Raw genomic sequence first — 23,722 nt, 5'->3', positions numbered from 1 at the left:
AACTTTAAAATACCTTGTGCATGACTAAGCTAGACGCTCTTTCAATTTCTTGCAGATATAATCGCCAACTTGCTCTGTCGTCGCTGTACCTCCCAGGTCCGGAGTCAGCACTTCCTTTTCTTGTAAAACATCTTCCATGGCATCAACTATGACTTTTGCTGATTCTTTCTGGCCCAAGTGATCAAGCATCATACTTGTACACCAGATAGATGCAAGCGGATTTGCTATTCCTTTACCGGCTATATCCGGTGCCGAACCATGAACAGGTTCAAACATCGATGGATATTTCTTTTCAGGATTGATATTGGCAGAAGGGGCAATGCCCAAGCCTCCCACAATGGCTGCCCCCAGATCTGTTAAAATATCACCAAATAAATTGGACGCAACCACAACATCCATGGTCTCTGGCTTGCTGATAAAAAAAGCTGCAAGCGCATCAATATGGACAGTATCGCTTTTAATTTGTGGATACTCATGATTAATCCGTTCTACATATTCGTCCCAAAATGGCATCGTGTGGTTTATGCCGTTTGACTTTGTAGCTGCTGTTACATGCTTCTTTTTGCCTTTCTTATCAGCAAGATCAAACGCATATCTCAGAACCCTTTCTACTCCCTTGCGCGTAAACACACTGGTTTGCATCGCCATATCGAGATCTGTTCCTTCGTACATCCTGCCTCCGATACTGGAATATTCTCCTTCATTATTTTCTCTAATGACAATGAAGTCGAGCTGTTCAGATGTTTTTCCCGCTAACGGAGAGTCAAGGCCCTTTAAGAGCTTCACCGGACGCAGGTTGATATATTGTTCAAAGTGACGCCTGATCGGCAGCAATAAGCCCCAAAGCGATACATGGTCGGGCACTCCCGGGTAACCGACTGCTCCCAGGAAAATAGAATCAAAGTCTTTCAATTGTTCCAGGCCATCTTCCGGCATCATTTTGCCATGGTTCGCGTAATATTCACAGCTCCAATCAAACTCTTTATAAGTTAAAGAGAAGCCGCCATGCAGATTGCATATCGCATCTAACACTTTCTTCCCTTCCCGTACAACATCCACTCCGATGCCATCACCAGGAATCAGGGCGATTGAATAATGATTCATGCTAAGGCTCCTATTCTATAATTTTTGAAATTAAAACTTCAGGATTCGCAATATATTCAGGTCTCTTTCCATTAAGTACTTTAATTACATTTTTGGCAACGGTAACAGATGTAATGAAATTGCACTCAGCCGTTGTACCGCCTACATGCGGTGTAAGCACCACATTTGGCAATGAAAGAAGCGGAAGATCTTTGGACGGAGGCTCAGGATCAAATACATCCAATCCAGCGCCGGCGATTCTTCCATCTCTTAATGCTTCATATAGATCATGCTGATTTATAACCGCACCCCGGGCTGTATTGATTAAATAAGCGGAGGGCTTCATGATCGAGAACAGTTTATGATCAATTGAATGCCTTGTTGATTCATTTAAGGGAATATGCAGAGATACAAAATCTGATTCTTCGAACACTTCTTTCATATTTGTATGAATTCGAATGCCCAGTTTCTCTGCCAGCCCATGTTTATCAGGTTTATATTCCCTCACCCAGGCTGTTACATCCATTTCTAAGCCAAGCTTTAAACGTTTAGCGACTTCCTGCGCAATATTGCCAAAGCCAATCAGACCCGCTTTTTTGCCTTTCAGTTCCTGAGGGATGAGATAATTTCGTGAATTGTAATCTCCTTGCCTCATCTTCTCATTAAGCGGGATAACCGACTTAGCCAGTGCCATAACAAGCATGACTGCATGTTCAGCAGTCGAAACTTTATTGACAGACGGTGCATGAAGGATAGGGATCCCCTTTTGCGATGCGTAATCCACATCAATGTTATCAAGCCCTACTCCTGCACCAGAAATGACTTTTAAGTGAGGATTTGCATCAATGACTTCTTTAGTAATTCGAGCAGGGGCTCTCAAAACAATACCTTCCACTTCCTTCACCATCTCACATAAATGGTCAAGACTGTAATTGTCTGTTTGAATTACATCTCCACCTTCACGCAGAAGCTTTTCTCCTTCTGAATGATACATCGGAAGGATTTGCAAAATTCTCGGTCTGCCCATGTAATTGTCCCTCCAGCAATTTAAACTCGTAAATTTTCAACAATCGTGGCAATTCCTTGACCGCCGCCAATACAAGCAGTGATTAAACCATAGCGGCCGCCTCTTCTTTCGAGCTCATTCATTATTTTGACAGTCAAAATGGCTCCTGTTCCTCCAATAGGATGTCCTAAAGCAATAGCACCGCCATTTACATTTAATTTACTTCTTTCTATATTGAGTTCCTTGACAACAGCCAGTGCTTGAGCAGCAAAGGCTTCATTCAGCTCTATTAGGTCAATGTCCTCAAGAGTCAGCCCTGCAAGCTTAAGCGCCTTCATAACAGCTGGCACTGGCCCAATCCCCATTATTTCCGGTGAGACTCCGGCAGCCGCTTGTGCAGCAACCCTCAAACGCGGTCTAAGGCCTTTCCTTAATGCTTCGTCCTCGGCCATCATCACCAATGCTGCAGCTCCATCGTTGCGTCCGCTCGCATTTCCAGCCGTGACACTGCCGCCCTGCTTAAACACAGGCTTTAAAGATCCAAGCTTTTCAAGACTCGTTAAGCGGGGATGCTCATCCGTATCAAATATAATCTTTTCTTTTTTCAATTTCACTTCATATGGAATAATTTCGTCTTTAAACTTCCCTTGCTGAATAGCGGCTGTAGCCTTTTGCTGACTTTCAAGGGCAAATTCATCCTGTTCTTCTCTGCTGAGATTATATTTTTCAGCGAGGTTCTCAGCTGTCAGTCCCATTGTCAGGTTACCGTATACTTCAATCGGCTGTGCCCTTGGCTGGCTTTCTGTATTCGGGTCTACGATTTCTGCATTTCCTGCACCATACCCATATCTTGCTTTTCTTAAATAATATGGAGCAGTACTCATGCTTTCCCCGCCGCCAGCAAGAACAATGTCAGATAATCCGCACTGAATCTGCTGTGCTGCGTTATTTATCGCCTGCAATCCTGAGCCGCACTGGCGGTGAACGGTATATCCCGGCACCTCGACAGGAAGTCCGGCTCTTAAAGCTGCCAGCCTGGCTAAATTGGGGACATCTGAACTTTGTTTCGCATGCCCCCAAACCACTTCATCCACTTCTGAACCATCCAGCTGGCTTCTTTGAAGCGCTTCTCTCATAACTCTTTCTGAAAGAAAATCAACCTCTATATCCTTCAGTGTACCGCCCATTCGTCCTATGGCAGTTCGAACACCATCAATTATAACTGCGTTTCTCATCATTTCCCCCTGTTAGATGTGAAGTAATCTCTAAACGAATAGGCTTATCGACTGTTCACAGGCAATTTTTTATGAAACTCCCGGTCCAGTTCGCTGGCAATAATATTTTTTTGAATTTGGCTTGTGCCTTCATAAATTTTTGTGATTCTCGCGTCCCGGTAAAAACGTTCAATTGGATAATCCTTCATATAGCCTATGCCGCCGTGTATTTGAACAGCTAAATCGGCCACACGATTATATACCTCAGATCCATATAACTTTGCCATGGCTGCCTCTTTGACAACCCGCTTTCCCTGGTCAGCCATCCAGGCGACCCGATAAGTCATGGAACGGAGCACTTCAATTTCCAAAGCCATGTCTGAAAGCATATGCTGAACAGCTTGCTGTTCAAAGATCGGTTTGCCGAACTGTTCTCGCTGCATGGCATAGCTCATGCTGAGTTCAAGCAGCTTTTCACATGAGCCAAGGTTTCTTGCTGCAAGCCCAGCTCTGCCATTTGCGAGAATTTTAAGTGCGTTCACATATCCTCTGCCTTCTTCTCCAAGAACATTTTCTTCAGGCACCTCACAATTTTCAAAGAACAGTTCAGCTGAATGGGAACCGCGAAGGCCCATCTTCCGTTCCACTGCACCAACAATAAATCCGGGAAAGTCTTTTTCCACAATAAATGAAGTGATTCCTTTTGCCCCTTTGCTCGGATCGGTGACAGCCATCACAGTAAAAACATTTCCGCAGACAGCATTGGTAATATAATGTTTAGAACCGTTTAATATATATTTATCTCCCTTTTTTCTCCCTTCGTCTTCAAATTCGACGCATTTGAACCTGCACTCGGCTCAGTTAGCGCAAATGCACCAATCCATTCACCGCTTGCCATTTTAGGAAGATATTTTACCTTTTGTTCTTTCGTCCCCAGCTCGACAATTCCCGCCGTACCGATGCCTGTATGGGCGCCGATTAACGTGGTGTATCCATTATGGGTTTTACCCAGTTCTTCATAAATGGCGCATTTCCCAACCCAGTTTAGCCCTAATCCGCCATATTCCTCAGGAATACTTAATCCAAATAGTCCCATTTCCTTGGAACTCTCAACGATATGGTTTGGGATTTCATCATTCTCCTCTATTTCCATCGCTACCCGCTCTACTTCTCCTTGTACATAGTCTCCAACTGCTTTTTTTAGAAGCTGAATGTCCTCTGAAAATGAAAAATCCATCACTCTTTCCCCCTAATTGCATTCTTGGTTATTTACCTTTAAATTGTGGTGTTCTTTTCTCCAAAAAGGCTTGTGTTCCTTCCAGTTTATCTTCCGATCCGATTAATATGGTCTGGGCAAGCTTTTCCAAATAAAGCGCAGTTTCCATTTCCATGTCTGCCCCGCGATTAACGGCTGCCTTTGCCATTCTTACTGCGAGAGGCCCTTTTAAACTTATTCTTCTGGCATATTCCTTTGCTGTATCCATAAGTTCCTCTAGCGGAACGGCTTTGCTGATCAAATTGAATCTTTCAGCTTCTGCTGCAGTGATAACATCACCAGTTAAGATCAATTCCATAGCTTTGCCTCTTCCAATAATTCTGGACAGTCGCTGCGTACCGCCGGCACCTGGCATAATTCCTAATCCCACCTCGGGCAGCCCAAGCTTAGCATTTAAAGAAGCTACACGAATATCACAGGCAAGCGCAAGCTCCATTCCACCTCCCAGAGCAAAACCATTTATTGCTGCAATAGTCGGCTTTTCATAGTCCTCAATTTTCCGGTAAGTTGCTGTCATATTAGGCTTGAGAGCATCAATCATGGTCCTTTTGTTTAACTGGCTTATGTCTGCACCAGCTGCAAAAGATTTTTCACCAGCACCTGTAAAAATGATGACACGGATGTTTTTATCGTCTCTAAATACATCCAGTGCTGATTCTATTTCCAGCAGGGTATCTGTATTTAAGGCATTCCTCAATTCAGGACGATTAATAATAATAAAACCAATACCTTCTTCTTCACGAACCAAAATATTATTAAAATCCATATTTAGCACCTTTCTATTAAACAGGCATTTTCTTTAGATTTTCTGATATGATGAAAGCTGCATCTGTCATTCTTCTTATTTCATCAATAGTGCTGTTTTCAGATAATTCCTCGAGATACAGTTCTCCATTGTTCACTTTGAATACAGCTTTTTCTGTCACAATCATTTCCGCTTTACGAATTCCGCTGGTTGGATAAGTTAGGGTATTAACAATTTTCGGAAGATGATCTTTGGTTAAATGGGTAATAGCGACAATAATTTTTTTGCACTCGCCACTAAATCCATGGCACCGCCTACTCCCAGAATATCCTGACCTGGGACTGCCCAGTTCGCGATTTCTCCCGATCCGTTCACTTGGAGTGCACCTAAAACTGCAACATCAATATGCCCGCCGCGAATCATGACAAAAGAGTCGGAACTTGAAAAGATAGAGGCGCCTATTCCCAATGAGATCGGGTGTTTGCTGGCACTGATCAGGTCCATATCTATTTCTTCCTTAGGCGGAGTAGGCCCCATTCCCAGTAACCCGTTTTCTGATTGCAGATACACCTTGCTTTCAGGCCTTAAATAGTTCTGTATTAAGGTGGGGATTCCTACACCGAGATTGACAACAGAGCCTTCCGGGAGCTCCATGGCAATTCTTTTTGCAATCCTCACTTTATCTGTATCCAGTTTCTTGCCTGCCACGCTCAACAAATTCACCCCCTATTTTTTCATAGCGATCATTCAGCACGACCATATCAACAAAGGAATGCGGGGTAACTATCTTTTCAGGATCAAGCGTACCTGCTTCGACTATTTCATCCACTTCGGCAATTACAAGCTTGGCAGCTGTTGCCATCATTGGGTTAAAATTCCGGGCTGTTTTTGAATAAATGAGGTTTCCAAGTGTATCCGCTTTTTCAGCTTTAATAAGAGCTGCATTTGCTTTTAAACCTCTTATGAAGATATATCTTTCCCCATCAAAGGTCCGTTCTTCTTTCCCCTCTGCCAGCTTGGTTCCGACAGCCGTTTTAGTATAAAAGCCGGCAATACCCGCCCCGCCTGCACGAATTGCTTCAGCAAGAGTTCCCTGAGGAATGAGTTCAATCTCCAGCTCGCCGTTTTTCCAGGCTTTTACAGCATCGCGATTCGATGTAAAATAAGACCCGACTGCCTTTTTAATATGCTTAGAGATTAATAGTTTTCCTAAGCCTCTTCCTGCTTCTCCTAAGTTATTGCTGATGATCGTTAATTCACGGGCGTGATCTGTTTCGGTAATTGTGTCTATCAGCGTAAACGGAGTTCCACAAAGACCGAAACCGCCTACTAGTACACTGTCTCCCCGCTGAATAAACTGAACGGCTTCTTCGGCTGTGACAAGTTTTTCACAGTTTTTAGTGTTGTTCATGATACCGGCCTCCAATCTTGCACAACGCTAGACTTCATATTTGTAAAATCCGCGTCCTGATTTGCGCCCGAGTCTTCCGGCTTTAACATATTTAATAAGGAGCGGACATGGACGATATTTTTCACCTAATGTCTTATGCAAATACTCCATGTTTCTCAGTCTCGTATCCAATCCAACCAAATCTGCCAGCGCCAAGGGACCCATGGGATGATTCAGGCCAAGCTTCATTGCTTTATCAATATCCTCTGCAGAGGCTACACCCTCCATCAGAAGATTCATAGCCTCATTGCCGATCAGACAGTTCATCCGGCTGGTAACAAATCCAGGAAACTCGTTTATCTCGACTGTCTCCTTGTTAAGCTTCCTGCCTATTTCTTTTGCTTTTTCTACGGTCTCATCCGATGTCTGCAGACCTCTAATAATTTCAATAAGCTTCATTTTGTGAACAGGGTTAAAAAAGTGCATGGCAATACATTTTTCCGATCTGGATGTTTGTGCGGCAATTTCTGTTGGGCTCATGGTGGAAGTGTTGGTTGCGAGAATCGTACGTTCCGGACAATATTGATCAAGCTGTTTAAAAATATCGATCTTTAACTCCATCATTTCGAAAACAGCTTCTATAACTACATCTGCATTTTCAGCAGCCGATTTTAAATCTGTTGTAAATTCTAAGCTGCTGAGAGCAGCTGTTACCTGATCATGGTTCAAGTAGCCTTTTTCAGCACTTTTACTCATTTCAGATTCAATATATTTTTTAGCCTTATCCAGATTCTCTTCGCTCACGTCATGTAAAAAGACGTGAAATCCTCCAAGAGCTGCTGCATAAGCGATTCCTCTGCCCATAACACCGGAACCGACAACTGTTAAAGTTTCCATACTAAATTGCTCCTTTTGCAAGATTATGGTGGTTTCTCTCATTATTCTTTTTGTTTTATATTAAAAAAAGGAGTTTAAAAACTTCTTAAACTCCTCTTCTCTCCTAATACCAAATTAATAGTTATCTATCTGCGCTCTCTGGAGCTTACCGCTGTAATCCACGTAAATCGATTTCCATTCCGTATAAACATCCAGTGATGCTACCCCAGAATCTCGATGGCCATTGCCCGTTCCTTTCGTTCCTCCAAATGGAAGGTGAATTTCTGCTCCGGTAGTTCCTGCATTCACGTAAACAATACCAGTATCCAAATCTCTCATAGCTTCAAAAGCCTGATTGACATTTTGTGTATAAATAGCGCTGGAAAGACCGAATTCTACCATATTATTAATTTCAATGGCTTCTTCCATACTTTGAATTGGAATTATGGAAACGACTGGCCCAAAAATTTCTTCCATGGCGATTCTCATATTTGGCATTACATCTGTAAAAATAGTCGGCAGGTAGTAGTTGCCTTCTTTCAGATCCTCATCATCAGCAATTTTTCCGCCCGCAAGCAGCTTTGCTCCCTCTTCCTGGCCTATTTTTACATACTCGTCTATTCTTTCAAGGGAAGAACGATTTATGACCGGTCCAACTTTAACTGTTTCATCCAGCCCATTGCCAAGCTTCAATTCTCCAATGCGATCCAGCAGCTTTCCTTCAAGTTTTTCTTTTACATCGTTGTGCACAAGGACACGGCTTGTAGCGGTACATCTTTGGCCGCTGGTACCAAAAGCCCCCCAAAGAATTCCTTCTACAGCAAGATCAAGATCTGCATCCTCCAGCACGGTGATGGCATTCTTTCCGCCCATTTCAAGAGAAGTTCGCTTTAATAAAGCTCCTGCTTTTCCATTAATATCTCTGCCGACTTCATTCGATCCTGTAAAAGAAATTAAATCGATGTCCGGATGTTCAACCATTGCATTTCCAACAACACTTCCCGACCCATGCACAAGGTTAATTAAGCCTTTCGGAAGACCTGCCTCTTCATAAATTTTCACAAATTCAGCTGCAAGGATTGGAGTTTCAGTTGCCGGCTTCCATACTAGAGCATTTCCTGTTACAAGAGCAGGAAGCGACTTCCATGAAGCAATTGCAATCGGGAAATTCCAAGGAGTGATCAATCCTGCCACTCCAACAGGAACCCTGACACTCATGGCAAATTTATTGCGAAGCTCGGACGGAACTGTATCTCCAAACATTCTGCGTCCTTCTCCTGCCATGTAGTACGCCATATCAATAGCTTCCTGTACTTCTCCTCGTCCTTCGTCAATCACTTTTCCCATTTCACTGGTAAGGATTTGGGCCAAGGCTTCCTTTCTTTCTTTCAATAAAAAAGCAACATGATAGAGAATTTCAGCACGTTCAGGGGCTGGCACTAATCGCCAGGATTTCTGCGCGGTTTTCGCTGCTGCAACAGCTCTATCAACATCTTCTTTTGCAGACTGTGTTACTTCAGCAAGAACTTCACCTGTTGCTGGGTTTAATACAGGAGCAACTTTCCCAGTTGACGATTCACACCATTCACCATTAATAAAATTTAATACTTTCTTCATTTAAAAGACCTCCATTAGTTAGTAATTATCCTATTACAATTTTTAATTTCTCTTTAATTCGATTAACTGCTTCATATAATCGATCATTGGGCACAGACAGAGAGACTCGGAAATACCCTTCTCCAGAGGGCCCGAAAGCATTGCCAGGAGTAAGAATGACACCCGTCTGTTCCATAACGCTGGAAACAAATTCGGCAGAAGTGTATCCCTTAGGCACTGGAGCCCATATGAAGAAGCTTCCTTTTGGCGGATCTACTTCAATCCCAATCTGGCTCAGACCGTCGAGCATCGCATTCATCCGCTCTTTATATATAGCGTTATGCTTTGCAATACACGTTTGATCACTGTTTAAAGCAAAGGCTGCTGCCTTTTGGATGGAAGTTAGCTGACCTGTATCCGTATTGCTTTTATACACCGAAAGCGCTTTAATTATGTTTTTGTTTCCAACCACATAGCCTATTCTAAATCCTGTCATGTTATAGGTTTTAGATAAAGAGCCAAACTCTACAGCAATGTTTCTGGCTCCTTGCGCTTGAAGAATGCTAGGTGCTTTATAGGAATCAAAAGTGACCATATTATAGGCAGAATCATGCGCAATCGGAATTTGATGGCTATGCGCAAATTCAACCGCTTCTTCAAAGAATTCAATATCCACTGTAGCTGAAGTCGGGTTTCCCGGATAATTCAAAAACATTAACCTTGCCTGCTTCAAAATTTCATCAGGTATGGCATTCAGATCTGGCTTAAAATTATTTTCCCTGGACATTGGCATGTTATGATACCGTCCATTTGCCAGCAGTGTGGCCATTCGGTAAACGGGATAACTTGGATCCGGGATAAGCACATATTCACCGGGATCCACAAGAGTTGGGACCAGATGGGCTATCCCCTCTTTAGATCCGATTAAGGCAAGAACTTCTGTTTCAGGATCCAGCCTTACTTGATACTGCCTCCAATAGAAATCAGCTACCGCCTGCTTGAACTCCATACATCCTACAAAACTGGGATACTTTAAATTGGCGGGATCCTGTGACTCTTGTATAAATTTCTCAAGAATATGATTTGGAGTTGGCAAATCCGGATCTCCTATCCCCAAATCAATGATATCGATACCCGCTCTTTTCATAGCTTCTTTCTTTGTATTAATCTCTGCAAATAAATAGGGAGGTATTTGCCCTATTCTATCTGATGAAAAATTCAAATGCTCACCATCCTGACCAATAAATTTTCGTAAATTCTGAAAATTAAATATTCATACTATTAATTTAAAGGATTTATTAACAAATCACTATGGTTGATTTGTACAAAAAAATATCCTATTTTCCAATAGATTCCGTACGTTTTTTACAAAATTATGCTTTTTTAAAAGAATAAAAATCTTATAATAAAAGGGATTTTTTACTTTCAACCTTTAAACACACATGGAAGTTTCCTGTGATTATTGAAGTGGTGGAAGAAATAAATGAAAAAAAGAAAAAGAATGTCTGGGACATTCTTTCATCTTCTGAAGATTTTCGAACTTTATCTTTCCGTCGATTCCCCGATTTAAACGCCAATCGAGGCTGTATACCCCATACAATTAGTGCAAAAGAAACCGCCTGCAAAAACGTGTTCATCACGGCTAGCCGCTCATTTTAGACCTTCTTGATAACCGCTATGATTAAGGCAGAAGATAATTCCTAAAACAGGCGTTAAGTAAATGCTTATGAAGATGAATATCGATAGTAAAGCATCCTGCCTCTTGTAGCCATAAGCAAAAGAAAATAAAGCCTTTTTACTTTGGACCTTGGTAAACTACTTGAAATAAATGTAAATCAGGGTCGTTGCAAGCGGCAGGAACAGAAATTTGTGATTGTGTCAACCCATCCTGATTTTGATCCCAATAAGCATCAGGCACAGGTGATACTCCTTCGAATTCCTTCTCAATACTGTTTTTTACAGTAATAAAATAATAGGCATCCCATATATAGTAGGCAACAATGACTCTTTTTACCCACCAGTATAATAAAAATCAGAAGCAGTGTAATGAAAAAGCCTGTGTATGGTTCCATTTAGAAAAGCCCCCAAAAACGATCTTTCTATTTATAATTTCTCTATTTTTAACACATTTATTTGTGCCGGGAAGGATTCCAGTATTTCTGTGTACCAGATTTTCACCATATCTCCACTCTTTATTCCACTCAAAACAGCATTATTCAATTTATACACAGATTTATAATTTCCTATTAATTCATTGACGGATTGTGTTTCTGCATCTGCCAACGTAAATCCTTTATCTTCAATAAGCAGTATGATATTTTCTTTCATAACGATTGTTCCTTCCAAAGTTGCCGCTCCCTCATTAACCTGAGCCTGCTGACTTAATATCCCTATCAGCCAAAGCAATAACAATACTATTATTAAGATAAAAATGGCTGCTGCTCTTTTCATTGTTCTATTCTCTCCAACCGTGTTTTCATACATCATTCTTGATTATCCAGAAAAAGAATACTCTAAGGAAAAGACAGAATTACTCTCCTGAAGACATCCATTTGCTTCCATTACTTTTCTCATGGCACCATTATTGGCCCGGGTTACCCCGAGATATGTTTCAGCTTTAAAATCATGCTGCAATCTATGGAGTCCAATTAAATGCAGGTTCTTACCATACCCTTTACCCTTAAAATCAGGGTGGATGCCGATCCAAAACATCCTTCCTTCCCGATCCCGGCCAGGTTCCAAATGAGGAAAAACGACTCCTGCCGGTTCAGAATGAACCGTATAAACCGTAAACATTTTATCTGCTTGTTCAGGGAGCTCTGTTTTCATGCTCTTTAAAAATTTCTCAGTTTGTTCATAAGTAAAATTCATAACCTCAGATAAGAAAGTAATGGAACTTTTGTTAAGGCGCGGCCAAACTTCATAAGGAGGGACCTTTTTATTCTCACATTCTGCAAACTGCTTTTTAAAAATAAGTCTTTCACCAATCACTTTCATTTTTCCTCGAGTGACAACTAATTTATCCAAAATTCCTTGAGGGCACTCAATCTTTACTTTTTCAATTCTGCTCTTATCCAGGGTAAGAAGCCTATTTATTAAATAATCTACTTTATTAGGACTTCTTAGTTCATCTTGAAAGATTTCCAAAATAATTTCGGAATCACTTTTTATACTGTGTACACCTTCTGCTTTCAGGTCTTTTAATAGTTCCTCCATAGTAATCACCTCCACTTAAGAGATAAAGAAAATGGCCATTGAATAAATTCCAAGGCCATTTGGTGTCTTATCCTTATTCCATTACAGATGCCGAGCAGTAACCGAACGTTCACATTCCAAAATTCCTCCTGGCGGTCCTTCATACAGGACTTCACCGCCTCCAGCACCTCCATCCGGACCCAAGTCAACGATCCAATCACTTTTGCGGATAACATCCAGATTATGTTCAATGACTATAACGGTATTGCCCTTTTCCACCAATTTATTAATGATTTCCAGAATATTAGCGACATCGGACATATGCAATCCAGTAGTTGGTTCATCAAGTATATAAATGTTTCCTTTAGTATTCAGTTCCTTTGCAAGCTTAAGCCTTTGACATTCGCCACCTGACAAGGTGGTCAGAGGCTGTCCCAATGTCAAATAGCCAAGACCGACAGTTTCCAGTGCTTTGAGTTTTTTCTGAATATCTTTTGCATCAAAGAACTCTACAGCATCCGCTACAGACATCTCCATGATTTCAACAATATTTTTTCCCTTATATAGGTATTGGAGCACGTCCTGCCTAAAACGGCTTCCATAACATTCGCTGCATTCGACTTCCATTGTATCCATAAAGGATAAATTGATTTCAACCGTTCCAGTGCCTCCGCATGACGGACAGCCCCCGGTCGAATTATAGCTGAATAATCCGCTCTCCACTCCATTGGCATCTGAAAAAGACTTGCGAATCGAATTCATAATGCCAGTGAAAGTTGCCGGATTGGACCGTATGTTCGCGTGGACCGGGCTTTGATCAATACGGATTGCCTCCGGAAAATCTTTCGCAAACACTTCGTTCACAAGTGTGCTTTTCCGGAACCAGCTACACCTGTAATAACAGTAAAAATCCCTTTTGGAACTGAAAGACTCACATTCTTCAAATTGTGAAGGGTGCTTTTCCTGCTTTCCATAAACTCGGAAACCGGTCTCGGATTGGCGTTGATCTCTGCACTTCGGTTTAAATAATTGGCAGTCAATGTGTCAGAAGATAAGAAATCCTGATAACTGCCGGTATACATAATCTCTCCCCCGTGTGTTCCGGCTTGAGGCCCAACATCAACAATATGATCGGCTATTTGGATGACATCAGGATCATGCTCCACAACTAGTACTGTATTGCCCCTGTCACGCAGCCGAACCAGCAATTCATTTAACCGGTGGACATCCCGCGGATGCAGGCCGGTGCTGGGTTCATCAAATATGTACATAAGACCGGTTAAGTTACTGGATAAATATTTGACCATTTTCACCCTTTGGGATTCACCGCCCGATAGTGTTGGCGTTTCCCTTGTCAAATCCATATAGCCGAGCCCAATGTCACAAAGGTTTTCCAATCGTTCCATGATCCCGTCAGCGATTGGCTTAGCTTCCGGTGATGTAACCTGTGGAAGGGTTTCGATTAGCTGATCCAATTGCATGGACGTCAAGTCAAAAATGGAATAGCCTTTGATTGTGGATGAAAGCACCTTCTCATTGTAGCGTTTTCCTCCGCAGGAAGGGCATTCCGTCATGGTGCTGAAGTTCTTCAGGAGCTTCTCGCCTGATTTTGAAGTCTCTTTGTCCCTCTTCACATGCTGCCGCATAAATTTGACTGCCAGGCCCTCATAGGTTGCATTCATATCATTATTCATATAACTGACTGTTACTTTTTGCGGCTCTGCATAGACAAGCTTATTAAATTCTTCTTCTGTATAATCATTAATTTTCTTATCAATATCGAAGAATCCGGATTCCGCATACGCTTTCCATTGCCATGTTCCAGGTCCAAACCCCGGAAGCAGAATAGCTCCTTCATTTAAGCTTTTTCCTTATCAAGAGCAGCATCAAGATTTAGCGTAATAATTCTCCCAATCCCTTCACATTTCGGGCACATGCCGCTGGGATCATTAAATGAATATGCGTTGCTGTAACCTAAATGAGGTTCTGCAAACCGGGAGAATAACAGGCGAAGAAGAGGATTAATATCTGTAGCGGTTCCAAGTGTGGATCGGGCATTTCCGCCGAGCCGTTTTTGATCGACTACAACGGCAGTAGAAAGATTGTTGATTTCATCTGCTTCCGGACGGCTATATTTCGGAAGAAAAAGCCGCTGAAAACTGCTGTACGTCTCATTTAACTGGCGGCCTGCCTCCTGGGCAATCGTATCAAACACGATAGATGATTTGCCTGAACCGGAGACACCTGTAAATATTGTGATCTTTCCTTTTGGAATCTTCAGATCAATATTTTTCAGGTTGTTAACTCTGGCATTGAAAATTTCGATGAATTCCTGCTTCACACAATCAGCTCCTTTTGAAATCAATTTTCTTATGTATGAAATATGCGCGGAGAACAATCATACCAATAATGAAAATCAAATTGCAACAATATTCTCTAATTCATTTAAAGTTTTTGGGGAAAACGGTCCTTTCCATAAACTCAGGCCACTGCTGCCGGTAATTGATAGATTATATAGAAGGAATGACAACAGCCCTGCAAGCTTTCTCATAAAACTCAATTGGCCCTGCTCCACCAATAATTGCATATTCATATCCTATTTCTTTCATATCTCTTAAGCAGTGATGAAGCAATGCATTTCCTACGCCTTTAACCCTGCTGGTTTTTACTACACCCATAGGGCCGAAATATCCCTTTTTGTTCCGGTAGACATCAAATGCTACGAATCCAATTATTTCATCATTTTGATTAAGCGCAATATAAATGGAAGGCTTCTCTTGCTGGAATCCGCTGCGGATCGTATAAGACCATTCCTTGGAGAAATGCTCTTCAACAAAGTTTCCCAGTATAATTTGATCATCTTTTTTTGCTTTACGAATAGTCTGGAAGTTTAACCTGGGGAAGGTATATCTGCCAAGGTGAGCGATCATGTCCCTGGAGGTTGTACCAAGGGTTAAAATGGTATGCTTATCTTCTTCAGATAAATGGTGTTTTATGGAGGAGTCTGTTAATAAAGCTTTAAGAAGATGACCTTCGTTAACATAAACCTGATTATACCTTTTCATATACTTAAAGGCAGATTCAAAAACCTGCACTACTTCTTTTGTAACAGTCATGCTAAAAAATTCGCTTTGCGTTTTGCCATTTATATTCCCAGTCAAATCACTTAAAGAAAGTTTATTCAAATTGATTTTCAAAGAAATTTCACCCAGTGCTCCTGTCTTTTCTTCCAGGCATGCGATAAACAGATGAACTGGATGGAGCACTTTTTGTTCTGAAAAGCTGGCTTCCCGTTCGGCATTTTTCATGATTATTTTCATCCTATCCGTAAAGTTTGCTGTACTTCTCAGAACAATCACCCCTTTTAAAACCCTTTTTCAGCTTCCGGACACCACTTCATATTCAACCCAAAATAAAAAATTCCTGCCACTTTATTTATAAAAGATTTAAAAAGCTGAATCCATACACTGCACCCACAGCAAAAATGATAGTCCAGAGTGCCAAACTTATGGTCATCCACCTTATCACTCCCGATTTTGATGCCCCAAATGCCAGAGCAATAATGGCCGCAATATCGGTTCCAACAATGATTGGAGCTAATAATGCTAATCCCGGGATCCCGTATTTTTGCCAAATCTCCTTTGACCGCCTTTCTTTTCTTGTTGGTTCTGTAATGCCCTTTTTTAATTTCCTTGCCTGCCGCAAGCTTTCAACCTGTTTAAAGAAGGCACCGAGCAAAAGGATTAACAGAAGATTTCCCGTAAATGCAGTGAGACTGACTCCGATAGGCGATAGTCCCCAAAGAATCCCAAGAGGGACAATAATTGATACATCCATCCAGGGTGCTGCCGCAAGCAAAAATAATACTGTATATTGCATGTATATAGGTGCATCTTGTGCCCATTCCAGCATATCTCTTCCCTCCCATGAAAAATCCAGCTTACTCTTACATTATGAAAAAAAGCATACAATCACCATCGCAATACCTTACAATCCCCCTTGGATGTGACAATTTTGTCACTTTATTCCACCTGACTTTATCGAAGTATTCCTTTTACTCAAAGGATGCTGTTAGTACTTAAAAGTGACGCCCGTTGTCAAAATTTTGATTTCACCAAAAATAGAAGGAGGTATAAAGAATTCAGATAACGAAGTAAACAGGTAAGGAGGTGAAAAAACGATGACTCTCCTTTTTTACAAAGCGATGGAGGCGTTTAAGAAGGATGCTGAACGTCTGGAAAAAGAAAAGCTTCAAAAGGAAAAGTCGAATGAGAAAAAATCAAAATAATGAGTTACTCTTTCATTCCCCATGGGGGGATTTTTTTGAAATATAACACAGATACAGTTTTCCCCAAATGATAAACAACGGACTGCCGACATTAAAATATGCGTCCCTGCATTGCAGAAACGCATAATTCTTTCCTTTTCCAGCCTGAATATTCCTAGTGATTAACTCTTGTTTTTTCTGTCTCCATCAAAATATTTTCATCAACCCTTCGATATATTTCTTCCAATTGATCTTTATCTTTTAGGATATTTTTCATGTTTTCTTCTACTAGTTTATGAAATGTTTTCTTTTTCATTAATGCCATCCTTTCTAAGCTTGCCGCCATACTCAGCAGGTTTCCTTTAACATCAAAGCTTCAGAGACAAACTTTTTTATTTCCTCTTCGTCTTCCGGTTCCGGATTGAACTCTATCCTCAGGGGACTGCCGACAACTGTTCCCCCTTGTTCTTCTATAAGTTTTTGAAGGTGATCAAGGGCGCCGCAAAATTCAGGGTAGGAGGTATCTCCTGATCCAAAGATGGCAAAGGGATGATTTTCGAGATCCAGCTGTTCGATTTCTTCAATGACATCGAGACATTCATCAGGATAGTCCCCATCTCCCCATGTATACAATCCAATAAAAGTAAGATCATAGTTTAGTAGTTCAGCAGCACTTTGAACACTCATAAAATCTTCTAAATCCACATCATGATTTTGATCCTTCAGCTCCCCTGCGATTATGTCCGCAATGGCTTCTGTGTTCCCCGACATACTTGCATAAAATACGCCAATTTTCATTCCTCTTCACTCCTATCAATGAATTAATGCTGTTGGGTTATATCTGTGGGTGATCCATTTACTTTCTCTATGTGAACAGATAAAAAGCTGGTCTTTAAAGCCCGCACCCCTGAATCCATGTCCAGCTACGGTTTCAATGGGAATCAGGTACATGCTTTTCTTATGGACTTCGTAGATTCTTGAAAAACCGTCTTCATCCTGACTTGTCGTGGCATATACTTTTTCATTCGCCTCAAAAATATCCAGGAAAGCTCTTTCTGAGATAGGCTGCTGGCATACACTCCACCTATTTGTAAATGGATTCAGAATCTCAATCGTTCCCATACCGGACCTAGCGTTTCCCTTTGCAATGATGAGAAGGTCATTTTCATTTCTATAAATGGAGGAAATCATTGAATGCTTTTCTTTTTTTATGAGCTGTAATTCCCCGCTTCCAACATAATATCTCCATACCCCTCCATTCTGGGAGTTGATTTGTGTTCCAATATAAATGCTCCCCTGATGATATAGCAGAGATCGGATAAGGGGCTTTTGGGACATATTTTGAAATGGACTTAAGACAGACCAATCAGAACCAAAATTAGTTGATATGTATAAGCTGCTGCCGCCATGAGTTACGATATATCCCATCTGGTTTCCTGTAATATCCCACAGCCGCCGGGCGGTTGGGAATGAGGTCTGATTCCATTTTTTTCGCTGCAGATCGTATCGGATAATTGTGCCATTGTCACCGATTCCGAATATGAAATGACCTAATTGCACAAGTTTGTATATATTTTGTGTTAACCCATACTGAAGGAACCAGTCTCCATCCTCAAAGGAATAAATGCCCGCCTGCTTTACTGCTACTATGAAAGGAAGATTTGGGGTTGATAGCACTGCTGTGGAGCCCTTATCAAACATGTTCCATCTCCTCATTTTTCACTATCCATTCATAGGCAGATTCGGCAAATTGCTGACACTCAAGAATCTGCTCATCTGTTTCAGGGTTAAGTTCTATTTTTAACCCTTGCTGAAAAACATTGGCTCCTCTTTCACTCAATTTGTCAGCAAGCGTATCCACTGCTGCACAAAATTTTGGATAAGCATGATCACCAGAACCAAAGCATGCAGCATGTATTCCTGTTAAATCGTGATCATTCAATTCTTCAAAAAAATCCTCAGCTTCATAAGGAAGATCGCCATCCCCCCATGTATAAGCACCAATGAAAATACAGTCATAGGCAAGGATACTATGAATATCTGTCAAATCCAGGCTATCCATATACACTTCACATCCTTTAGATTCAAGAACTTTTTCAGAATGGATGCCATATCTTCTGTATTTCCTGACATACTTAAATATCCAATGAAAGCCTTCATTTCACAGCCTCCTAATTGATAATGATTTTCAATTATTATTAAATTGATCATAAGTGATAATGATTATCAATGTCAATGAATATTTTAATTTTGTGACCTTTTTCCTGATTAATGTGATAAAAAAAGCAAAGGGAAAAAATATGTACTGCATAATGAGTTAACTTAGCAGTTGTAAATAAGCTTGATCTTCGAAGGAGCAGAAAAGCTGTATAAAAAATAGAATAGATGCACAACTTATGCCTGATTCATTAAAAAGACATGAGGTGTGCATGGATGGAGTGGTTTGGCAAAAGTCATAAGTATTACAATTTTGAAATGTTTTCAGCCAGTCATCTTGTTACATTGGCAATCTTTTTTTGGTTTCATCCGCCATTTTTCTATACCGGAAAAAGCTGAATGGTGCTGGATGGAGAAGGTTTGAAGTTGGATCAGCCATTTCCTTAATAATGGTCGAGATATCGAATCACGTATGGATGTTAGAGAATGGAGTCTGGAAATTTGGACGATCCATGCCATTGGAATTGTGTAATATTGGACTTATTTTATGTATCCTTTTACTCATGACCAGGAAAAAGATTATTTTTGAACTATTATTTTTTATTGCGATATTGGGTGCTACTCAAGCTATACTTACTCCAGCTTTAACATACGACTTTCCTCACTTTCGCTTTTTTCACTTTTTCTATGCACACATGATGGTTGTATGGGCAGCCTTATATTTTTTGTGGGCTAGAAATTACTATCCATCATTTCAATCGGTCATAAAGCTAATTGTATTTATCAATTTGCTCTTGCCGGTGATCCTCCTGATTAACAACCAAACGAAAGGAAATTATTGGTTTTTGCGTCATAAACCTGAAACCCCAAGTTTCTTTGACGTATTGGGTCCCTATCCATGGTATATCTTCTCTTTGGAGAGCTTACTGCTGATTCTGAGCTTAATCGCATGGTTTATCTTACGAAAACGGGAAAATAGTCATAAAGGACGTTCTCATTTTTAATAAACTGGGCTGATTTTAGCCAATAAGAAAAGCTGCCAGCAGATGGCTGCTTTTCTTTACAAAACCTCGTGCGGAATTATTCTTCTATTCCCCAATCCAGCTTTAAAATAGCCTTTAAGTTATTCACTTGCCCGGCTCCATTTTCTCCGCAATTTTATGCTCAAGACGAGCCTTCAGAGCTTCATTTTTCTCATAGCATTCTTCTCCTAAAGCAGTAAGCTCAATACACTTCTCTTTTTTGTTATTCTCGACATTATGAACGTCGACAGGCCTTTTGCAGCAAGATTCTTTATAAACTTATGTATCGCCTGTCTGGAAATCTCAACATTCCTTGTCACATACGAGATGGTTGGCTTTTTTGTATATCCGGGCCATACCATTCAGAATTTGAAATATATATATCGCTCTGATCATTCCATGCTTTCTCAGCTATTTTTCGGATTAAACTATGCCGCTCACTGATTAAATTTATCAGATCTAAATTCTGCAATTCAGAGTTTGAAGTCAACTAATTCACTCCAATCCTTATCTTATCTTCGTCCCTACTATATAAAAACTGGTGGGTGGTATTAATTTGGCTGCCACTTATGGCTTTGCTTCAATACCAGTAACAGGTCAGGGGAGGATGATAAGGTTTGGTAGAAGGAACATATCCTTGCATCAAAAAGAAAAGGCAATTAACAAACGGCCAGTTTTCGTGCGTGGAAATTTTCTATATGCATATTGGGATATAGAAACGGAATAAAGATAAATAAAGCTAACGCTCAGATACGTTAGCTTTATTCCTGTTTTACTCATTTTAGATGGCCTTGGCTATGTAATATTCCAATTCCTCTTTCAGGCTGCAGGTTTCGCTCAGCTTTCTGCTATTCTCCGCAAAAGAGTCCTTGTCCCCCGCTTCAAGATCCTGATCAATTTTATATTGCAGATAATTGATTTTCAGGTCTATATCTAACTGTGATGATATGCATTCACTCATGAAATATCTCTCAATATCCTCTATAGCCATGTAAAACGCCTGCTGTCCATTAATCACCACAAGCGCATACCATCCCAGCATTGTAGATTTACGCTCAGGAGTGACCTCAATTAGATCTCCTTTTTGAAAATGCAGTATATTCACATGATCAGCATCCGGACAAAAGCAATCGATTTGATGATCAAAATGATCTATTGCGATATAAAACTCACTCATTTCTCAACCCTCCTACATGTCATATTCAGCTGCCTCGTTAATATCCAAACCGCAGCAAGGGCATTGGGCTTCGTTATTATCATCAGATTCAGTATCCGCCATATAACCGCACCAGCCGCAAATGTGATGTTTAATCGACTTATATCCCTCCCTCAGAGTAGATTCTTATTATGTAAACCAATTGAGTGATAATGATTATCATTAATAAAATTTATTTTAAGTGAAAATGATTATCATTGTCAAGGAAATCGGAGAAGTTATGATAATTTAGTTTTATGGTTTTTTTGGCGACCGTTTTTACTTGAACCTCCGTATTTTGGTAGCCATAGACTTCTTATGGCGACCGTTTTCACTTGAACCTCCGTATTTTGGTCGTCATAGACTTATTATGTCTACCGTTTTCACTTGGACCTCCGAGGTTTCTTAGACATGAATCTCAAATGACGTACATTTTTCTTTGAACCAACAAAGCAGCGTCGTCATAATCTTATATGGCGACTTTGCGCTATGAATATTTGTTCTTTCGCCTCCATGCTTTCCACATGCATTTCAAAAAAACACCCCCGTTCACGATTCCGTCACAATCCCTCAAAAAACCCCCTGTCCTTCCCCACCCTTCATTTGTATTTAGAAGGTGAAAGGGTGGTGCATTTATATGAATATAAAATCAGGCAGAATTGAGCATTTTGAAGGATATTCCCAGTTTAAAAATCTTAAGGAGTTTAATGCTCATGTGGAGATGTGGCTTTCGGTGCATAAGGAAGAGTTCTCAAAGGGTGAGCTAGTTGGTTTAAAGAGGCTGGTTCGTTTTGCTGCGAAAATTCCTGGAGTCTCCAATGCTAAGATCGGGACCGTTTTAAAAGCCATTCACGACGAATATAACGGCAGTGGCATTTCCCGATCCACTTTTAAAAGGATGATTGCCAAAGCTTTAGAGTTAGGGATTATCACTGTCCTTGAAACTGAGAGAAAAAACGGGTCCCAGTCGAGTAATTTGTATGTTTTTAATCGTTTTCCCAAGAGTGAACCACCTAAAAAAGAAAAATTGAACCACCCTAATAAAACTATTAATCTTTCTAAAGCTAATAAAAATCAAAAGATAAATAAACGTAACGATACCGTCCTCGATCACACCTATACAAATGATCGTGTACCAGAATCATTCACCAGCACTGTAAAATACTTTTTTCCGGAAGCAAAGCAAATTGAGGAGTTTTGGAGAATGGCATCCACTGCAGCATATAAAAACAATTGTGACCAAAATTTGAACGCTGTTTTGGCTACAGCCATCCATTCGTTTAAGCAGCTGATCGGGAAGATGAAAACCCGCGCAATTACTAATCCTGTCGCTTATTTCTATGGAATCTTGACTAAGAAATTTGAAGAAATGTACTTTGAGGATTTGTTTAAAATGGGATTTTCAGCTGAAGAAAATGACTTCTTCATGAATTTTTTTACAAATAATAAAAAACAGCTAACTCCCGGTTTTTCGTGAGTTAGACCCCTTAACTACGGACTTAGACCCCTTAACTCCAGAGTTAGAGGGGTTAACTGACTCATCTGGCACTTTTTCTAGATTCGCCAAAATAATGTTTACACGCTATGTTTGAGCTACCCGGGAATACTTAGAGAGCGCGCTTTCCTTGAAGGGACCGTATTCATGGAGAGTTTTGAACAGTTAGCAGCCCAATATGAGACGATGATTCATAAAATTATGCATAGCCTGAACATCTATAAAAACAAAGAGGAATTCTACCAGCTGGGATTAATTACACTCTGGGAGGCGTGGAAAAATCATGACCCTGAAAAAGGGACCTTGCTTTCCTATGCTTACAGTATGATAAAAGGAAAAATCATGAACGAATTAACCAATCAAAATAAACAAAGCCAGCAATATTTCTATCCGAAAGATGAATTCTGGGAACTTATTGAAGACCCCTCCCCATTCCCCGCCATAGATCATACACACGAGATGCTTAAAAGATGCAGACTCCTATCTGCCAATCAACTGAAATGGCTGCAGTATACCTTATGTGATCAAATGTCTGTCAAGGAAATAGCTGAAAAAGAACAAGTCACCCCGTCAGCAGTCAAAAACTGGCGGCATGGTGCCCGTGAGAAGCTAAGAATTATAATGGAAAATAATCGCTTTTTTGAAGATTAATTTATTTTACCCTGTCCTTATCACCCCGCAATACGTATATAGAGGGTGAAAGGAGGTGAACAAAGATGGCACAAGCAATTATCACTGATTCTAAACTTCGTCTAGTGTTTGAAACAGGACTTAACGAGCAGGGCAAGCCAATTCACAAATCCAAAACCTACAGCAGCGTAAAACAATCGGCAACAGCAGACCAGCTTTTCTCAGTGGGACAAGCGATTTCTGGACTATGCAGCTATCCATTGGCTGAAATGAACAGAAATGACAGCTTCGAAATCCTGGGCTAATTCATTCTATTAAAATACAAAAAAATTAAAGGAGGGAATTATAATGGCTAAAACATTAGAAATGACCTTTTTGTCAGAACTGGGCAAGCCAACGAAATTATCCGTCGATAACCCCATCGAGCCGATTGATCCTGCAGCTGTGAAGGCAGCTATGGAACAAATCATTGCTGCCAACGCTTTTGACGGCAATGGCGGTGACTTGATTACAGCGGATAGTGTCAGGCTGGTTGAGCGTAATGTAACTGATTATGAATTAATTTAAGGTGCAGT

The 23,722-nt window shown here is 40.7% G+C and carries 22 protein-coding genes and 4 pseudogenes; 6 read left to right on the top strand and 20 right to left on the bottom strand.

What is annotated here, in order from left to right; genetic code table 11:
• Positions 1-24: 24 nt before the first annotated feature.
• The 10 genes and pseudogenes from M5V91_RS06775 to M5V91_RS06730 all read right to left on the bottom strand — a co-directional run bounded on the left by M5V91_RS06775 (position 25) and on the right by M5V91_RS06730 (position 10,408).
• The gene (locus tag M5V91_RS06775) at positions 25-1,104 is read right to left on the bottom strand and encodes a tartrate dehydrogenase (RefSeq protein ID WP_019381272.1); all 1,080 of its coding nucleotides are present in this window, start codon (positions 1,102-1,104) and stop codon (positions 25-27) included.
• Positions 1,105-1,114: 10 nt separating this feature from the next.
• Positions 1,115-2,110: a hydroxyacid dehydrogenase gene (locus M5V91_RS06770; RefSeq protein ID WP_019381271.1), complete on the bottom strand. Its 996-nt coding sequence runs from the start codon at positions 2,108-2,110 to the stop codon at positions 1,115-1,117.
• A gap of 20 nt (positions 2,111-2,130) precedes the next feature.
• Positions 2,131-3,324 (bottom strand): thiolase family protein, encoded by a 1,194-nt coding sequence (locus M5V91_RS06765; protein WP_251174468.1) that lies wholly within the window; start codon positions 3,322-3,324, stop codon positions 2,131-2,133.
• A 44-nt stretch (positions 3,325-3,368) separates the two neighbouring features.
• A pseudogene (locus M5V91_RS06760) lies at positions 3,369-4,540 on the bottom strand (acyl-CoA dehydrogenase family protein).
• 28 nt (positions 4,541-4,568) lie between these two features.
• Complete coding sequence (locus M5V91_RS06755; protein WP_019381268.1) at positions 4,569-5,345, bottom strand: enoyl-CoA hydratase/isomerase family protein; 777 nt, start codon at positions 5,343-5,345, stop codon at positions 4,569-4,571.
• Positions 5,346-5,361: 16 nt separating this feature from the next.
• Positions 5,362-6,038 (bottom strand): annotated as a pseudogene (locus tag M5V91_RS06750) (3-oxoacid CoA-transferase subunit B).
• Positions 6,004-6,735 (bottom strand): CoA transferase subunit A, encoded by a 732-nt coding sequence (locus M5V91_RS06745; protein WP_019381266.1) that lies wholly within the window; start codon positions 6,733-6,735, stop codon positions 6,004-6,006. Before M5V91_RS06745 ends, M5V91_RS06750 begins: the two are co-directional and overlap by 35 nt.
• Before the next feature lie 27 nt (positions 6,736-6,762).
• Positions 6,763-7,611 (bottom strand): 3-hydroxyacyl-CoA dehydrogenase, encoded by an 849-nt coding sequence (locus tag M5V91_RS06740; RefSeq protein WP_019381265.1) that lies wholly within the window; start codon positions 7,609-7,611, stop codon positions 6,763-6,765.
• Between the two features lie 114 nt (positions 7,612-7,725).
• Positions 7,726-9,207, bottom strand: a complete 1,482-nt coding sequence (locus tag M5V91_RS06735) for an aldehyde dehydrogenase family protein (protein WP_251174466.1) — start codon at positions 9,205-9,207, stop codon at positions 7,726-7,728.
• 25 nt (positions 9,208-9,232) lie between these two features.
• Positions 9,233-10,408, bottom strand: a complete 1,176-nt coding sequence (locus M5V91_RS06730) for an LL-diaminopimelate aminotransferase (RefSeq protein WP_251174465.1) — start codon at positions 10,406-10,408, stop codon at positions 9,233-9,235.
• Between the two features lie 233 nt (positions 10,409-10,641).
• On the opposite strand from M5V91_RS06730, the gene M5V91_RS06725 reads away from it, so the two are divergent.
• Positions 10,642-10,845 carry a hypothetical protein gene (locus M5V91_RS06725; RefSeq protein ID WP_157888542.1) on the top strand — a complete coding sequence of 68 codons (204 nt, stop codon included), beginning with the start codon at positions 10,642-10,644 and terminating at the stop codon, positions 10,843-10,845.
• Positions 10,846-11,289: 444 nt separating this feature from the next.
• Here M5V91_RS06725 and M5V91_RS06720 read toward each other — a convergent pair whose 3' ends face one another.
• From M5V91_RS06720 to M5V91_RS06680, 9 genes and pseudogenes are all read right to left on the bottom strand, one after another.
• Entirely contained in the window at positions 11,290-11,673 is a 384-nt protein-coding gene (locus M5V91_RS06720) for a DUF3221 domain-containing protein (RefSeq protein ID WP_236887885.1), read from the bottom strand.
• A gap of 6 nt (positions 11,674-11,679) precedes the next feature.
• On the bottom strand, positions 11,680-12,402 hold the full coding sequence (locus M5V91_RS06715; RefSeq protein ID WP_251174464.1) for a GNAT family N-acetyltransferase: 723 nt from the start codon (positions 12,400-12,402) through the stop codon (positions 11,680-11,682).
• A gap of 81 nt (positions 12,403-12,483) precedes the next feature.
• A pseudogene (locus M5V91_RS06710) lies at positions 12,484-14,722 on the bottom strand (ATP-binding cassette domain-containing protein).
• A gap of 169 nt (positions 14,723-14,891) precedes the next feature.
• Complete coding sequence (locus tag M5V91_RS06705) at positions 14,892-15,689, bottom strand: GNAT family N-acetyltransferase (protein ID WP_251174462.1); 798 nt, start codon at positions 15,687-15,689, stop codon at positions 14,892-14,894.
• Positions 15,690-15,816: 127 nt separating this feature from the next.
• Complete coding sequence (locus M5V91_RS06700) at positions 15,817-16,293, bottom strand: small multi-drug export protein (protein WP_009334237.1); 477 nt, start codon at positions 16,291-16,293, stop codon at positions 15,817-15,819.
• A gap of 530 nt (positions 16,294-16,823) precedes the next feature.
• Positions 16,824-16,964 carry an FbpB family small basic protein gene (locus M5V91_RS06695; protein ID WP_157380234.1) on the bottom strand — a complete coding sequence of 47 codons (141 nt, stop codon included), beginning with the start codon at positions 16,962-16,964 and terminating at the stop codon, positions 16,824-16,826.
• Positions 16,965-16,996: 32 nt separating this feature from the next.
• Positions 16,997-17,446, bottom strand: coding sequence for a flavodoxin (locus M5V91_RS06690; protein WP_019381255.1), 450 nt, complete (start codon positions 17,444-17,446; stop codon positions 16,997-16,999).
• Between the two features lie 15 nt (positions 17,447-17,461).
• On the bottom strand, positions 17,462-18,349 hold the full coding sequence (locus M5V91_RS06685) for a hypothetical protein (RefSeq protein WP_251174461.1): 888 nt from the start codon (positions 18,347-18,349) through the stop codon (positions 17,462-17,464).
• Positions 18,342-18,808, bottom strand: a pseudogene (locus tag M5V91_RS06680) (flavodoxin). Before M5V91_RS06680 ends, M5V91_RS06685 begins: the two are co-directional and overlap by 8 nt.
• Positions 18,809-19,164: 356 nt before the next feature.
• Between M5V91_RS06680 and M5V91_RS06675 the strand changes: the two are divergent.
• A complete protein-coding gene (locus M5V91_RS06675; RefSeq protein WP_284521929.1) occupies positions 19,165-19,809 on the top strand; it encodes a YwaF family protein in 645 nt (214 codons plus the stop codon).
• A 799-nt stretch (positions 19,810-20,608) separates the two neighbouring features.
• Here the strand turns inward: M5V91_RS06675 and M5V91_RS06665 are convergent.
• Complete coding sequence (locus M5V91_RS06665; RefSeq protein ID WP_217026677.1) at positions 20,609-21,004, bottom strand: hypothetical protein; 396 nt, start codon at positions 21,002-21,004, stop codon at positions 20,609-20,611.
• Positions 21,005-21,659: 655 nt separating this feature from the next.
• Here M5V91_RS06665 and M5V91_RS06660 point away from each other — a divergent pair.
• The 4 genes from M5V91_RS06660 (at position 21,660) to M5V91_RS06645 (ending at position 23,714) form a co-directional block, all read left to right on the top strand.
• Positions 21,660-22,499, top strand: a complete 840-nt coding sequence (locus tag M5V91_RS06660) for a hypothetical protein (RefSeq protein ID WP_284521928.1) — start codon at positions 21,660-21,662, stop codon at positions 22,497-22,499.
• Between the two features lie 165 nt (positions 22,500-22,664).
• Positions 22,665-23,168, top strand: a complete 504-nt coding sequence (locus tag M5V91_RS06655; protein ID WP_019383448.1) for a sigma-70 family RNA polymerase sigma factor — start codon at positions 22,665-22,667, stop codon at positions 23,166-23,168.
• 65 nt (positions 23,169-23,233) lie between these two features.
• Positions 23,234-23,452: a DUF1659 domain-containing protein gene (locus M5V91_RS06650; protein ID WP_009334228.1), complete on the top strand. Its 219-nt coding sequence runs from the start codon at positions 23,234-23,236 to the stop codon at positions 23,450-23,452.
• A gap of 43 nt (positions 23,453-23,495) precedes the next feature.
• The gene (locus tag M5V91_RS06645; RefSeq protein WP_009334227.1) at positions 23,496-23,714 is read left to right on the top strand and encodes a DUF2922 domain-containing protein; all 219 of its coding nucleotides are present in this window, start codon (positions 23,496-23,498) and stop codon (positions 23,712-23,714) included.
• Positions 23,715-23,722 lie beyond the last annotated feature (8 nt).

This window comes from Cytobacillus pseudoceanisediminis, from assembly GCF_023516215.1.
Taxonomy (GTDB): Bacteria; Bacillota; Bacilli; order Bacillales; family Cytobacillaceae; genus Cytobacillus; species Cytobacillus pseudoceanisediminis.
Note: the sequence above shows the minus strand (reverse complement) of the source record. Positions and strands in the feature narration are given on the sequence as shown.